The sequence below is a fragment of the Streptomyces sp. NPDC000983 genome (assembly GCF_040299205.1).
GTDB lineage: Bacteria > Actinomycetota > Actinomycetes > Streptomycetales > Streptomycetaceae > Streptomyces.
Window position 1 is genome coordinate 183,089 of record NZ_JBEPBM010000007.1, and the last position, 14,490, is coordinate 197,578.

Annotated in this window: 14 protein-coding genes; 12 read left to right on the top strand and 2 right to left on the bottom strand. The window is 71.7% G+C overall.

The window, feature by feature from the left end:
* Nucleotides 1–58 precede the first annotated feature (58 nt).
* Nucleotides 59–616 carry a TetR/AcrR family transcriptional regulator gene (locus ABT296_RS10745; protein ID WP_351925665.1) on the top strand — a complete coding sequence of 186 codons (558 nt, stop codon included), beginning with the start codon at nucleotides 59–61 and terminating at the stop codon, nucleotides 614–616.
* A gap of 144 nt (nucleotides 617–760) precedes the next feature.
* On the opposite strand, the gene ABT296_RS10750 is transcribed toward ABT296_RS10745, so the two are convergent.
* Nucleotides 761–1,345 (bottom strand): M23 family metallopeptidase, encoded by a 585-nt coding sequence (locus ABT296_RS10750; RefSeq protein WP_351925487.1) that lies wholly within the window; start codon nucleotides 1,343–1,345, stop codon nucleotides 761–763.
* Nucleotides 1,346–1,617: 272 nt separating this feature from the next.
* On the opposite strand from ABT296_RS10750, the gene rpsB reads away from it, so the two are divergent.
* From rpsB to ABT296_RS10780, 6 genes are all read left to right on the top strand, one after another.
* Nucleotides 1,618–2,541, top strand: a complete 924-nt coding sequence (rpsB, locus tag ABT296_RS10755; protein ID WP_351925488.1) for a 30S ribosomal protein S2 — start codon at nucleotides 1,618–1,620, stop codon at nucleotides 2,539–2,541.
* Between the two features lie 95 nt (nucleotides 2,542–2,636).
* A complete protein-coding gene (tsf, locus tag ABT296_RS10760; RefSeq protein ID WP_351925489.1) occupies nucleotides 2,637–3,473 on the top strand; it encodes a translation elongation factor Ts in 837 nt (278 codons plus the stop codon).
* A 182-nt stretch (nucleotides 3,474–3,655) separates the two neighbouring features.
* Complete coding sequence (pyrH, locus tag ABT296_RS10765) at nucleotides 3,656–4,414, top strand: UMP kinase (RefSeq protein ID WP_351925491.1); 759 nt, start codon at nucleotides 3,656–3,658, stop codon at nucleotides 4,412–4,414.
* 144 nt (nucleotides 4,415–4,558) lie between these two features.
* Complete coding sequence (gene frr / locus ABT296_RS10770) at nucleotides 4,559–5,116, top strand: ribosome recycling factor (protein ID WP_041821334.1); 558 nt, start codon at nucleotides 4,559–4,561, stop codon at nucleotides 5,114–5,116.
* On the top strand, nucleotides 5,116–6,249 hold the full coding sequence (locus ABT296_RS10775; protein ID WP_351925494.1) for a phosphatidate cytidylyltransferase: 1,134 nt from the start codon (nucleotides 5,116–5,118) through the stop codon (nucleotides 6,247–6,249). Before frr ends, ABT296_RS10775 begins: the two co-directional genes overlap by 1 nt.
* A gap of 125 nt (nucleotides 6,250–6,374) precedes the next feature.
* Entirely contained in the window at nucleotides 6,375–6,824 is a 450-nt protein-coding gene (locus tag ABT296_RS10780) for an SRPBCC family protein (protein ID WP_351925496.1), read from the top strand.
* A 31-nt stretch (nucleotides 6,825–6,855) separates the two neighbouring features.
* Here the strand turns inward: ABT296_RS10780 and ABT296_RS10785 are convergent, their stop codons facing one another.
* Complete coding sequence (locus ABT296_RS10785; RefSeq protein ID WP_351925497.1) at nucleotides 6,856–7,431, bottom strand: GtrA domain-containing protein; 576 nt, start codon at nucleotides 7,429–7,431, stop codon at nucleotides 6,856–6,858.
* A gap of 295 nt (nucleotides 7,432–7,726) precedes the next feature.
* On the opposite strand from ABT296_RS10785, the gene rlmN reads away from it, so the two are divergent.
* From rlmN to ABT296_RS10810, 5 genes are all read left to right on the top strand, one after another.
* Complete coding sequence (rlmN, locus tag ABT296_RS10790) at nucleotides 7,727–8,833, top strand: dual-specificity RNA methyltransferase RlmN (protein ID WP_351925499.1); 1,107 nt, start codon at nucleotides 7,727–7,729, stop codon at nucleotides 8,831–8,833.
* A gap of 204 nt (nucleotides 8,834–9,037) precedes the next feature.
* Nucleotides 9,038–10,120: a thiamine ABC transporter substrate-binding protein gene (locus ABT296_RS10795; protein ID WP_351925501.1), complete on the top strand. Its 1,083-nt coding sequence runs from the start codon at nucleotides 9,038–9,040 to the stop codon at nucleotides 10,118–10,120.
* The gene (locus ABT296_RS10800) at nucleotides 10,096–11,757 is read left to right on the top strand and encodes an ABC transporter permease (RefSeq protein WP_351925503.1); all 1,662 of its coding nucleotides are present in this window, start codon (nucleotides 10,096–10,098) and stop codon (nucleotides 11,755–11,757) included. The genes ABT296_RS10795 and ABT296_RS10800 overlap by 25 nt, the downstream gene beginning before the upstream one ends.
* A gap of 31 nt (nucleotides 11,758–11,788) precedes the next feature.
* The gene (locus tag ABT296_RS10805; RefSeq protein WP_351925506.1) at nucleotides 11,789–12,808 is read left to right on the top strand and encodes an ABC transporter ATP-binding protein; all 1,020 of its coding nucleotides are present in this window, start codon (nucleotides 11,789–11,791) and stop codon (nucleotides 12,806–12,808) included.
* A gap of 45 nt (nucleotides 12,809–12,853) precedes the next feature.
* A complete protein-coding gene (locus tag ABT296_RS10810) occupies nucleotides 12,854–13,648 on the top strand; it encodes a maleylpyruvate isomerase family mycothiol-dependent enzyme (protein ID WP_351925508.1) in 795 nt (264 codons plus the stop codon).
* Nucleotides 13,649–14,490 lie beyond the last annotated feature (842 nt).

Genomic DNA, 14,490 nt, shown 5'->3' on the forward strand with positions numbered 1-14,490 from the left:
CCGCCGTGGGCGGCGCGTCCGTACAGTGGACGACGTGCCAAGGATTCGAGCGGCCTCCGTGGCCGAGCACCGGTCGATGCAGCGAGCCGCCCTGCTGGACGCGGCTCGTTCCCTGCTGTCCGAGGGCGGGACGGAGGCCCTGACGTTCCCGGCGCTCGCCGAGCGGACGGGGCTCGCGCGGTCGTCCGTGTACGAGTACTTCCGGTCGCGGGCCGCCGTGGTCGAGGAGCTGTGCGAGGTCGACTTCCCCGTCTGGGCGGCGGAGGTCTCGGCGGCCATGGAGCGGGCCTCGTCGGCCGAGGGCAAGGTCGAGGCGTATGTGCGGGCCCAGCTGGCGCTCGTCGGGGACCGGCGGCACCGGGCCGTGGTCGCCATCTCCGCGAGCGAGCTGGACTCGGGCGCCCGGGAGAAGATCCGCGCCGCGCACGGCGGACTGGTCGCGATGATCGTCGAGGCGCTGGGGGAGATGGGCCACGCCGAGCCGCGGCTCGCCGCGATGCTCTTGCAGGGGGTCGTGGACGCGGCGGTACGGCGCATCGAGCTGGGCGCGGCGGAGGACCCCACCGCGATCACGGAAGCGGCGGTGTCGATGGCGCTGCGAGGGGTGCGGGGCTAGGGCCCTTCCGCGCGACGCCGCGACGCCGCGACGCCGCGACGCCTGGCGCCCGGCGCCGGGGCCGGCCTGGCATCGGGCCTTGCCCCGGCCTATGGCAGTGGCACCCCGGTGCCGGGCCGGTCCGGCATCGGGCCTCGCCCCGGCCTACGGCAGTGGCACCCCGAGTACGGGCAGGAGTCTCGACGGGCCCCGGTTCAGCAGGTGGGGTGGGAGCAGGGACAGGGGGTCCAGGTAGGTCTTCCCCCGCAGCAGACCCCAGTGGAGGCAGGGGGCCGGGCAGTGGGGTGAGGGTCCGGACACCGTGGCGACGACCTGGCCCGGCGTGACCTGCTCGCCCTTGCGTACCCGCGCGGTGACCGGCTCGTACGTCGTCCGCAGCGGCGGGCCGCCGGTGCCGGTCAGCTCGACCGAGACGACGCCCCGGCCCGCCACCGGACCGGCGAAAAGGACCTGCCCCGCCGCCACCGCCCGTACAGGAGTTCCAGGCTCGGCCGCCAGGTCCACGCCCCGGTGACCCCGGGCGTAGGGCGTCGGCGGCGGGTCCCAGGCGCGCAGCACCACGGGGCGGGGGACCGGCCAGGTTTCGGCCACCGGAGGGACCGCGTCGGCCCCGGCCGCGACGGCGGCCACCGTGGGGCGGGACGGCGGGGACCCGGCGCCCGTACCCGGCAGCACCAGGCAGGCCAGCGCCGCCGCCATCGCCGTACCCGCGCAGAGTTTCGCTCGCATCGCCCAAGGCTCGCCGCACCCCGCCGATCATGGCGTGAACTGTGGACCGCCGTCCGCTTGTGGACAGCGGCGTCACCCGGTGCCTTCTCGGTCCCGTACACTTCTTCTGGCGATCCGGGTCACCGGGTCGACTTCGCACGCCCCGACATCGGGTCGGTTCAACGACCTGTGTCAGCGCTCCTCGGTCCTTCGTGGCACGGCGCATGCGGGCGTCAGGCGCGGGAGCCGTCCGGCACCCGCGGCACAACCGAGAAAATCAAGGAGATACGGCCATGGCCGTCGTCACGATGCGGGAGCTGCTGGAGAGCGGCGTCCACTTCGGTCACCAGACCCGTCGCTGGAACCCGAAGATGAAGCGCTTCATCTTCACCGAGCGCAACGGCATCTACATCATCGACCTGCTCCAGTCGCTGTCGTACATCGACCGCGCCTACGAGTTCGTCAAGGAGACCGTCGCCCACGGCGGCACGGTCATGTTCGTCGGCACGAAGAAGCAGGCGCAGGAGGCCATCGCCGAGCAGGCCACCCGCGTCGGCATGCCCTACGTCAACCAGCGCTGGCTGGGCGGCATGCTCACCAACTTCTCCACCGTCTACAAGCGTCTGCAGCGCCTCAAGGAGCTCGAGCAGATCGACTTCGAGGACGTCGCCGCTTCGGGTCTGACCAAGAAGGAGCTCCTGGTCCTCTCGCGCGAGAAGGCCAAGCTGGAGAAGACCCTCGGTGGTATCCGCGAGATGCAGAAGGTGCCCAGCGCCGTCTGGATCGTGGACACCAAGAAGGAGCACATCGCGGTCGGCGAGGCCCGGAAGCTCAACATCCCGGTCGTCGCCATCCTCGACACCAACTGCGACCCCGACGAGGTCGACTACAAGATCCCGGGCAACGACGACGCGATCCGCTCCGTCACCCTGCTCACCCGCGTGATCGCCGACGCCGTCGCCGAGGGCCTCATCTCCCGTTCCGGCGTCGCCACCGGCGACAAGGGTGACAAGGGCGCGGGCGAGCCGCTCGCCGCGTGGGAGCGCGACCTGCTCGAGGGCGAGAAGAAGGCCGAGGAGGCCCCGGCCGCCGCCGAGACCCCCGCCGCCGAGGCTGAGGCCCCCGCCGCCGAGGCCCCTGCCGCCGAGGCCGAGGCTCCGGCTGAGGCCCCCGCCGCTGAGGCCGAGGCTCCGGCCGCCGAGGCCGAGCAGGCCTGACCCCTCACCCCTTCGGGTCTTCCGACGGCGGGGGCCGACCAGCCCCCGCCGTTCGGCCCGTAGATCTTCAGACTTCGAGAGAGATTCCAGGAATCATGGCGAACTACACCGCCGCCGACGTCAAGAAGCTCCGCGAGCTCACCGGCGCCGGCATGATGGACTGCAAGAAGGCCCTGGACGAGGCCGACGGCGATGTCGACAAGGCCGTAGAGGCCCTGCGCATCAAGGGCCAGAAGGGCGTCGCCAAGCGCGAGGGCCGCTCCGCCGAGAACGGCGCCGTGGTCTCCCTCATCGCCGACGACAACACCTCCGGTGTCCTGGTCGAGCTGAAGTGCGAGACGGACTTCGTCGCCAAGGGCGAGAAGTTCCAGGCCGCCGCCAACCAGATCGCGCAGCACGTCGCCGCCACCTCCCCGGCCGACCTGGAGGCGCTGCTCTCCTCCGAGATCGAGGCCGGCAAGACCGTGCAGGCCTTCGTCGACGAGGCCAACGCCAACCTCGGTGAGAAGATCGTCCTCGACCGCTTCGCGCAGTTCGCCGACGGCTTCGTCTACGCCTACATGCACCGCACCATGCCCGACCTGCCCCCGCAGATCGGTGTCCTGGTCGAGCTGGACAAGGCCGACGCCGACCTGGCCAAGGGCGTTGCCCAGCACATCGCCGCCTTCGCGCCGAAGTACCTGGCCAAGGAGGACGTGCCGGCCGAGGTCATCGAGACCGAGCGTCGCGTCGCCGAGGAGACCACCCGCGCCGAGGGCAAGCCCGAGGCCGCCCTGCCGAAGATCGTCGAGGGTCGCCTCAACGGCTTCTTCAAGGACGCCACGCTGCTCGGCCAGCCGTACGCCCTCGACAACAAGAAGTCCGTCGAGAAGGTCCTGGCAGAGGCCGGTGTCACCCTGAAGCGCTTCACGCGCATCAAGGTCGGCATCTGAGTCCGTACCGCGACCGACGCGCGACCCCGATAGGGTCGACAGCAGTCGTCCGCGTACGCCGTCACCCGGGTGACGGACGACAGCAGATCTGACGAGGAGGCCATTGCCGCGCATGGGATGCGAACACCCCACCGGCAATGGCCTTCTTCGTATGTGCGACATGTGAAAGAGGCGGGATCTCCATGACCACCAAGGCCCAGAAGAGCGACGACGGCAAAGTACGCGGCCGGTACATGCTGAAGCTGTCCGGAGAGGCCTTCTCCGGCGGCGGGGGCCTGGGTGTGGACCCCGACGTGGTGCACAAGATCGCCCGTGAGGTCGCCGCGGTCGTGCGCGACGGCGCCCAGATCGCGGTCGTCATCGGCGGTGGCAACTTCTTCCGCGGCGCGGAGCTCCAGCAGCGCGGCATGGACCGCGCCCGCTCGGACTACATGGGCATGCTCGGCACGGTGATGAACTGCCTCGCCCTCCAGGACTTCCTGGAGAAGGAGGGCATCGACAGCCGGGTCCAGACCGCCATCACCATGGGCCAGGTCGCCGAGCCGTACATCCCGCTGCGGGCCGTGCGCCACCTGGAGAAGGGCCGCGTGGTCATCTTCGGCGCCGGAATGGGCATGCCGTACTTCTCCACCGACACCACCGCCGCCCAGCGCGCCCTGGAGATCGACGCGGAGGCGCTGCTGATGGGCAAGAACGGCGTGGACGGGGTCTACGACTCCGACCCGAAGGCCAACCCGGACGCGGTCCGGTTCGACTCCCTCGGCTACGGCGAGGTGATCACCCGGGACCTCAAGGTCGCCGACGCCACCGCCATCACGCTGTGCCGCGACAACAAGCTTCCGATCCTGGTGTTCGAGCTTCTGACGGAGGGCAATATCGCCCGCGCCGTCAAGGGTGAGAAGATCGGCACGCTTGTGGGTGACCAGGACAGCCAGGACTGACAGGCAACACCTACGGACCCTGACTGGGGGATGGACAATGGTCCGCCGGTCGGGAACCGTGCAGGAAGAAGACGCGACGCAGCCGGCCGCCGCCACCACACAGGTACCGCAGCCGGGCCTACTCAAGACACGCAGGAGCAAGTGGTGATCGAAGAGACCCTCCTCGAGGCCGAGGAGAAGATGGAGAAGGCCGTCGTGGTCGCCAAGGAGGACTTCGCCGCGATCCGCACCGGCCGTGCGCACCCGGCGATGTTCAACAAGATCGTGGCCGACTACTACGGCGCGCCGACGCCGATCAACCAGCTGGCTTCGTTCTCCGTGCCGGAGCCGCGCATGGCGGTCGTGACCCCGTTCGACAAGAGCGCGCTGCGCAACATCGAGCAGGCCATCCGCGACTCCGACCTGGGCGTCAACCCGAGCAACGACGGCAACATCATCCGTGTGGTGTTCCCCGAGCTCACCGAGGAGCGCCGCCGCGACTACATCAAGGTCGCCAAGGGCAAGGCCGAGGACTCGCGCGTGTCCATCCGCTCCGTGCGCCGCAAGGCCAAGGACGCGATCGACAAGCTCGTCAAGGACGGCGAGGTCGGCGAGGACGAGGGCCGCCGTGCGGAGAAGGAGCTCGACGACGCGACGCACAAGTACGTCGCCCAGGTGGACGAGCTCCTGAAGCACAAGGAAGCGGAGCTGCTCGAGGTCTGATGAACGACTCTTCCTGGGGGGCGCCGCCGCAAGCCGGGTACTGGGGGCCGACCGACCAGGGGCCTGTCCAGGGGGCTGCCCCGGCGGGTCCCACGTACGATGCGCCTGAGGCGCAGCACACTCGCCCCATGCCCATCGTGCCCGACGGACCCGCCGTACCCTTCTACGGCGACGACCAGGATGACGACCGGGGGGCCGCCCGACTGGGCGGTCCCTTGTTCCGCGACCAGCCGCCGCAGGCGCATACCTACGGGACCGCGCCGCAGAATCCGGAGCCCATGCACGACGCCCCGCAGCCGGCGCCCCCGCCGCAGAAGAAGAGCGCGGGGCGCGACCTGGGTGCGGCCATAGGGGTCGGCGTCGGTCTCGGCGCGGTGATCGTCGCCTCGCTGTTCGTCGTCAAGGCCGTGTTCGTCGGCGTCGTGGCCGTCGCCGTCGTCGTCGGTCTGTGGGAGCTGACCAAGCGGCTGGAGGAGCGCAAGGGCATCCGTGCGCCCCTCGTGCCGCTCGCGGTCGGCGGCGCGGCCATGGTCGTCGCCGGGTACGTCCGCGGCGCCGAGGGCGCCTGGGTGGCGATGGCCCTGACCGCGCTGGCCGTCCTGGTCTGGCGGATGACCGAACCGCCCGAGGGTTACCTCAAGGACGTGACGGCGGGCGTCTTCGCGGCGTTCTACGTCCCGTTCCTGGCGACCTTCGTGGCGATGATGCTGACCGCCGACGACGGCGCCTGGCGGGTGCTGACGTTCCTGCTGCTGACCGTCGTCAGCGACACCGGCGCGTACGCCGTCGGCTGGCGCTTCGGCAAGAACAAGCTCGCTCCGCGCATCAGTCCCGGCAAGACCCGCGAGGGTCTGCTCGGCGCGGTGAGCTTCGCGATGGTGGCGGGCGCGCTGTGCATGCAGTTCCTGATCGACGACGGCACCTGGTGGCAGGGGCTGCTGCTCGGCCTCGCGGTCGCCGCGAGCGCCACGCTGGGCGACCTCGGCGAGTCGATGATCAAGAGGGACCTCGGCATCAAGGACATGGGCACGCTGCTGCCGGGTCACGGCGGCATTATGGACCGCCTGGACTCGCTGCTGCCGACCGCGCCGGTCGTCTGGCTGCTGCTGGTCCTGTTCGTCGGCTCCGGCTGACGGCCCCGCACGACACCACAGGAGCCCCCGCCGTTGTGGCGGGGGCTCCTGTGTCGTCCGGGGCCTCTGTCCTCGGGGGCCCGGTGGTGGGACGATTTCGGTGTACGCCCGAAAGGGGGTCCGTCATGTCAGTCATCCGAGAGTCCGTCGACGTCGACTGCACGCCCGATGAGGCCTTCGCGTATATCACCACGCCGTCCCATCTGCCGGAATGGCAGCTGAGCGCCGTCAGCGCGGAGCCGGAGGAGGCGGGACCGATGCACGCCGGTTCCCGGGTCAGGGTCACCCGGCGCATCGGCAATCGCGAGGTTCCGATGACCGTCGAGTGGGACGACCTGGACCCGCCGCACAGCTGGGACCTGCACGGGGTCGCGGGGCCCGTCCGGCCCCGTACCCACGGCTCGATCCAACCGCTCGACGACGGGCGGCGCTCGCGCGTCACCATCGAGATCGACTTCGAGGCGCACGGCGTGGGCCGGGTTCTCGTGCCCCTCCTCGTCCGTCCGCAGGTCCGCAGGGAACTGCCGAGGGACGAGCTGCTGCTCAAGGAGCGGCTGGAGGGGAGCGCGGCGTAGTCCGCATCCTTGCCCCCGCCCACCGGACCCCTCACGCCGCGCGGCAGAGGGCCGTCCGGTGGGTGGTGCTCCGCGCGGGGCGGGCGGTACGGACGGGGTCCGCGCTGCTCCAGCCGGCGGGGGCGGGTACGGGGTCCGCGCTCTTCCCGCCGGCGGGGTCGGTGTCCTGGACCTGCCCGCGTCCGCGGGCGAAGACGACCAGGCGCAGCACCACGAAGCGCGCGACGCCGGCGAGCGCCGAGGCGGACAGGTAGACGGCCTGCTCCAGCACCGCGCCCGGCGCCACCACCAGCTGCTGGAGCAGCAGCATCGCCAGGCACGTCACCACGTACGCGGCCGCCGCGGACCCCGCCGACTGCGCGTGCTGCCGCCAGGTCGCCCGTCCGCCCGCGCCGAAGGTGAAACGTGCGTGCAGCTCGGTGGCGAGGAGCGTGGACACCACGGTGACCAGGGCGTTGGCCAGGGCCCACGGGACCCAGGAGGCCAGCCCCGCCACGGCGAAGCTGGAGGCCAGGCCCACTCCGCCGCCGCAGACGACGAAGCGGACGAACGCGGCGAAGGCGCCGGATGCGACCCGCGACCGCGGCGCCACTGTCGCTGTCTCCATGACCTGCCCCCACCTCTTCGATCCCCCGGTGGCGCATCCCGGGCCTGCGAGGGCCGGGCGTGTGCCGTAGTGGTGCCATGATGGCACATTGATGGCGCGAGGTGGAGCTATTTGTGGCGCTCTGGCGGGGTGGGGTGGCGCCATTGCTTGCGTGGGTTGTCATTGGGCAGGTCGGAGGGGGTGTCCCTCGGCTGCGTCGGGGTCGTCCGTGCCCGGCAGGCGTCGTCCGCGGGTGACCGCCCCCACCCCGTTCCGGCCCGGGGGTCCCGTGTTGATCTGCGACACTGGGGGAGTTATGCCTAAGCCCGGAGAACTCACATTCGTAGCGCCGCGCGGGGCCAAGAAGCCGCCGCGGCATCTTGCCGATCTTTCGCCTGCCGAGCGGAAGGACGTCGTCGCCGCGGTCGGGGAGAAGCCGTTCCGTGCCAAGCAGCTCTCTCAGCACTACTTCGCGCGGTACACGCACGACCCCGAACAGTGGACCGACATCCCCGCCGGGTCCCGGGCCAAGCTGCGCGAGGAGCTGTTCCCCGAGCTGATGACGGTCGTGCGGCATCTGTCGACCGACCAGGGGACCACCCGCAAGACGCTGTGGCGGCTGTTCGACGGCACGCTCGTCGAGTCCGTGCTGATGCGGTACCCGGACCGGGTGACCATGTGCATCAGTTCGCAGGCGGGCTGTGGCATGAACTGCCCGTTCTGCGCCACCGGGCAGGCCGGGCTGGACCGGAACCTGTCCACCGCCGAGATCGTCCACCAGATCGTGGACGGGATGCGGGCGCTGCGCGACGGCGAGGTGCCCGGCGGGCCCGCGCGGCTGTCCAACATCGTCTTCATGGGCATGGGCGAGCCGCTCGCCAACTACAACCGGGTCGTGGGCGCCATCCGTCGGCTCACCGACCCCGAGCCCGACGGGCTGGGGCTGTCGCAGCGCGGCATCACCGTCTCGACGGTCGGTCTGGTGCCGGCCATCCACCGGTTCTCCGACGAGGGCTTCAAGTGCCGGCTCGCGATCTCGCTGCACGCGCCCGACGACGAGCTGCGTGACACCCTCGTCCCCGTGAACACGCGGTGGAAGGTGCGCGAGGTCCTCGACGCGGGCTTCGAGTACTCCGCGAAGTCCGGGCGCCGGCTGTCCATCGAGTACGCGCTCATCCGGGACATCAACGACCAGGCCTGGCGCGGCGACCGGCTCGGGCGGCTGCTCAAGGGCAAGCCCGTGCACGTGAACCTGATTCCGCTGAACCCGACTCCGGGGTCCAAGTGGACCGCCTCGCGGCCCGAGGACGAGAAGGCGTTCGTGGAGGCCATCGCCGCCCACGGGGTGCCGGTGACCGTCCGGGACACCCGAGGCCAGGAGATCGACGGGGCGTGTGGTCAGCTGGCGGCCACCGAGCGGTAGTCTGATCGTCGTACGGACATCTTCATATTCCGACAGGGGAGCGCCACAGCGCTGAGAGTGCGGCACCGGGCCGCAGACCCTCTGAACCTCGCCCAGGTCATTCTGGGTAGGGAGATCGGTCGTCACTCGAGCTGTTGCGCCCTGCCCCGGGGGTTGTCCGGGGCAGGGCCGCGTCTCTTCCTGGTCCACTCCAGGAGGAAGTCAGTGAGCATCACCAAGAAGGCCACGGTCATGGCCGTGGGCCTCGGACTCGTCACGCTCTCCGCGTGCGGGTCCTCCGACGACGGCGGGTCCTCCGGCTCCGGCGGCACGACCGTCACCCTCGTCAGCCACAACTCGTGGGCCGTCTCCAAGGACGTCCTCGCCGAGTTCGAGAAGAGCTCCGGCTACCAGGTCAAGGTCCTGGAGGACGGCGACGCCGGGCAGGCCGTCAACAAGGCGATCCTGACCAAGGACAACCCGCAGGGCGACGTCTTCTTCGGCGTCGACAACACCCTGCTGTCCCGGGCGCTCGACAACGGGCTGTTCCAGTCGTACGAGGCGAAGGGCCTCGACCAGATCGACGCCACGTTCCAGCTCGACGCGGAGAAGCACCGGGTCACGCCCGTCGACCACGGCGACATCTGCGTCAACTACGACAAGAAGTACTTCGAGGAGAAGGGGCTCGAGCCGCCGTCCTCCCTGGACGACCTGGTCGAGCCCGCCTACAAGGACCTGCTGGTCACCGAGAACGCCTCCACCTCCTCGCCCGGCCTCGGCTTCCTGCTCGGCACCGCCGCCGAGTACGGCGACGACGGATGGCAGGACTACTGGAAGAAGCTCGAGGCCAACGGAGTGAAGGTCGTCGACGGCTGGGAGCAGGCCTACAACGAGGAGTTCTCCGGCTCGGCCGGCGGCAAGGCCGCCAAGGCCGACCGGCCGCTCGTCGTCTCCTACGCCTCCTCCCCGCCGGCCGAGGTGATCTACGGCGACCCGAAGCCCGAGACCGCCCCCACCGGGGTCGCCGAGGGCACCTGCTTCCGGCAGATCGAGTTCGCCGGCCTGCTGAGCAACGCGAAGAACAGCGAGGGCGGCAAGGCCCTGATCGACTTCCTGATCAGCAAGAGGTTCCAGGAGGACATGCCGCTGAACATGTTCGTCTACCCGGTCGTCGAGGCGGCCGCCGTGCCCGCGGAGTTCACCGAGTTCGGGCCCGCGGCGAAGGACCCGAGGACCATGGCACCGGCGAAGATCGCCGAACACCGCGACGAGTGGGTCAAGTCGTGGACCTCGCTCGTACTGAAGTAACCGGCCGGAGCGGGCGCGCGGCGCGGCTGGGCCTGCTGGTCCTGCCCGTCGCGTTCTTCGGCGTCTTCTTCGCCTACCCCGTCGCCGCGATCGTCGCGCGCGGTCTGCACGCCGACGGGGTCTGGCACTTCGACCGGCTCTGGGAGGTCGCCGCCCAGCCGGACATCCGGCACGTCCTGTGGTTCACCACCTGGCAGGCGCTCGCCTCCACCGCGCTGACCCTGCTGATCGCGCTGCCCGCCGCGTACGTCTTCGCGCGGCTGGAGTTCCCCGGCAAGCAGGTCCTGCGGGCCGTGGTGACCGTGCCGTTCGTGCTGCCGACGGTCGTCGTCGGTACGGCCTTCCTGGCGCTGGTCGGGCGCGGCGGACTGCTCGACTCGCTGTGGGGCGTACGGCTGGACACCACCGTGTGGGCGATCCTGCTGGCGCACGTCTTCTTCAACTACGCGGTCGTCGTACGCACCGTCGGCGGACTCTGGGCGCAGCTCGACCCGCGGCAGGAGGAAGCGGCCCGGATGCTCGGGGCGTCCCGCCTCACCGCCTGGCGGCAGATCACCCTGCCGGCCCTCGGACCGGCGGTGGCCGCCGCCACCCTGATGGTCTTCCTGTTCACCTTCACCTCGTTCGGCGTCGTGCAGATCCTCGGCGGCCCGACCTTCTCCACCCTCGAAGTGGAGATCTACCGCCAGACCTCCGAGATCTTCGACCTGTCCACGGCCGCGGTCCTCACCGTCGTGCAGTTCGCGGCCGTCGGCGCGATCCTCGCCCTGCACGCCTGGACCGTACGGCGGCGGGAGAGCGCCCTGCGCCTGGTGGACGCCTCGCTCACCGCACGCCGGCCGCGCGGGGCCGGGCAGTGGGCGCTGCTGCTCGCAGTGCTCGGCACCGTCGCCGTGCTCATCCTGCTGCCGCTCGGGGTGCTGGTGCAGCGCTCCCTGGACGCACCGGACTTCGCCTACTACCGCGCGCTGGCCTCGCCCGACGGCGGAGTCTTCCTGGTCCCGCCGATCGACGCGGTCGGCAACTCCCTGTCCTACGCCGCCGTCGCCACCGTCATCGCGGTACTGGTCGGCGCCCTCGCCGCCGCCGCGCTCACCCGGCGCGACGCGGGCCGGTTCGTCCGCGGGTTCGACGCGCTGCTGATGCTGCCGCTCGGGGTGTCCGCGGTGACCGTCGGCTTCGGGTTCCTGATCGCCCTGGACGAGCCTCCGCTGGATCTGCGGGCCAGCTGGATCCTGGTACCACTGGCCCAGGCCCTGGTCGGGGTCCCCTTCGTCGTACGGACCATGCTGCCCGTGCTGCGGGCCGTTGATCACCGGCTGCGGGAGGCGGCGGCCGTGCTGGGGGCGTCGCCGTGGCGGGTGTGGCGGGAGGTGGACCTGCCGATGGTGCGGCGGGCGCTGCTGATCGCCGCCGGGTTCGCCTTCGCCGTGTCGCTCGGGGAGTTCGGGGCGACCGTGTTCATCGCCCGGCCGGACAACCCGACCCTGCCGGTCGCGGTGGCCAAGCTGCTCGGGCGCGCCGGCCAGCTCAACTACGGCCAGGCGATGGCCCTTTCGACGATTCTGATGGTGGTGTGCGCGGTGTCGCTGCTGGTGCTGGAGCGGCTGCGGACCGACCGGACGGGGGAGTTCTGATGCCGCGGACCGACCGGAGCGGGGAGCCCCGATGCTGCTGAGTCTGGAGAACGCGACCGTACGGTTCGGCGGGCGGGCCGTGCTCGACGCCGTCGACCTGTCGGTGGCCGAGCACGAGGTGGTCTGTGTCCTCGGGCCCAGCGGCAGCGGCAAGTCGACGCTGCTGCGGGCGGTCGCGGGACTCCAGCCCCTGGACGCCGGACGGGTCTCGCTGGACGGACACGACCAGTCGGGCGTCCCCGCGCACCGGCGGGGGGTCGGGCTGATGTTCCAGGACCATCAGCTCTTCCCGCAGCGGGACGTGGGCGGCAACGTCGCCTTCGGGCTGCGGATGCACGGCGCGTCGAAGCGGCAACAGGCCGACCGGGTAGCCGAGTTGCTGGAACTCGTCGGACTGCCGGGCGCCGCCCGCCGGGCCGTCGCCGCGCTCTCCGGCGGGGAGCAGCAGCGGGTCGCGCTGGCCCGGGCCCTGGCACCCCGGCCCCGGCTGCTGATGCTCGACGAGCCGCTCGGCCAGCTCGACCGCTCACTGCGCGAACGCCTGGTGATCGAACTGCGGGAACTGTTCGGCGAGTTGGGCACGACCGTACTGGCCGTCACCCACGACCAGGGCGAGGCCTTCGCGCTCGCCGACCGGGTCGTGGTGATGCGGGACGGACGGATCGCCCAGACGGGCACGCCCCTTGAGGTGTGGCAGCGGCCCGCCGACGCGTTCGTGGCCCGCTTCCTGGGCTTCGACAACGTGGTGCCGGCGACCGTCGCCGGGCAGGCCGCGGCCACCCCGTGGGGCAAGCTCCCGGTGCCCGACGGCACCGCCGAGGGAACCCGCACGCTCCTGGTCCGGCCGGCCGGGGTCCGCCTGACCGACGTCGACCGGGGCCTTCGCTGCACGGTCGCCGCCCGCACCTTCAAGGGCACCCATGTCGCCGTCCACCTCCAGCCCGAGGACGCGCCCCGCCTGGAGGCCGCGTGCGCGCTCCGCAGCGCCCCGGAGGTCGGGGACGAGGTCGGGGTGGAGTTCGACGCGGACGAAATCGTTGTGCTCGGCTGACCGGTCGAGGCCTAGATCCATCAGAAGGGCCCTAGGGTGCCGCCCATGACGTCACTCGCTCACGATCGGTACTGCGCGGAGATCATCGACCAGGTACGGCAGTTGAGGGCCGTGGTCACCTCCGGTGCCGATCTGTCGGTCCGGGTTCCGACCTGCCCCGACTGGACCCTGGAACAGCTCGTGCGGCACACCGGCGGCGCCCTGCGCTGGGCCGCCCTGATGGTGCGGACCCGGGCGGCCGAGGAGATCCCGGAGGAACAGGTGCCCGCCGCCGAGGGCCCGGAGGGTGAGGGGGACCCGGCCGCGCTGGACGCCTGGCTGGCCGAGAGCGGCGAACTGCTCACCGGCGCGCTGCGGGAGGCCGGGCCCGACGCCGAGGTGTGGGGCTGGGCCGGGGTCCACGACGCCGGGTTCTGGGCCCGCCGGATGACCCACGAGCTCGTCGTGCACCGGGCGGACGCCACGCTCGCCGCGGGCCTGCCCTACACGGTGGCGCCGGAGGTGGCCGCCGACGCGATCGACGAGTGGCTGGGGATCGTCGCCTGGGCCGAGCGCACCGGGGACCCCGAGGCGGTCGAGCTGAACCGGCGGCGCGGCAGCATCCACCTGCACGCCACCGACGCCCGCCCGGAGACGGCTGCCGAGTGGCTGATCGAGCTGGGCGGGGACGGCGTCGTCTGGCGGCGCGCCCATGAGCGGGCGACGGTCGCGCTGCGCGGCCCGCTCACCGAGGTACTGCTCGCCTTCTACCGCCGACGGCCCCTCGACGGGGGCGAGTTGGAGATCCTCGGCGAGCGGGAGCTGCTGGAGTACTGGCTGGAGCGGGCTACTTTCGGCTGAGGGGGCGGGGGAGCGGGCTGCGATGGGACGCCTTCGGCCGGGGGCGTCCGGGAGCGGGGGCCGCGATGGGCGGCATGCGGATGGGGGCGTCCAGGAGCGGGGCTGCGATGGGCGGCATGCGGACGGGGCGTTCGGGAGTGGTGGCTGGGGTGGGTGGCTTCGGCTGAGGGTGCGCGGGAGTGACGACGGCGCCGGGTCCGCTTTCGGCCGAAGGCGGGCCCGAGTGCTGTCCGGGGCGGGTGATCTTCGGCTGGCGGTGCCGGCGTACCGGCTGCGGCGGGCGGCCTTCGGCCGAGGGCGCGCGAGTATCGACGGCGTCGGGGCCGCCTTCGGGCGGGGGCGTGCGGGAGCGGGGCTGCGATGGGCGGCATGCGGACGGGGGCATGCTGGAGTGCTGGATGTGGCGGACCACCCTTCGACCGGGGTGCGCGAGTACCGGCTGTGGCGGGCTGCCTTCGGCCGGCGGTGGCCTGGGGCACGGCTGTCCGGGGCGGGTCGTCTTCGGCTGGCGGTGCCGGCGTACCGGCTGCGGCGGACCAACTGCGACCGAGGGTGCGCGCGCGAGTAATGACGGCGCGGGGGCTGCCTTCGGCTGACGGCGTGCTGGTGGAGCACCGGCCTGGGCGGGCCGCCTTCGGCCGGGGCGCGGGGGTGCCGGCCGCGGCGGGCCACCCTCCGCTGACGGCGAAGGCGTACCGACCGCCGTCGGTACGCCTTCGGATGATGCCGTGCCCGGGATCCGGCTACGCCGTGCCCGGGATCCGGCTACGCCGTGCCCGGGATCCGGCTACGCCGTGCCCGGGATCCGGCTACGCCGTGCCCGGGATCCGGCTACGCCGTGC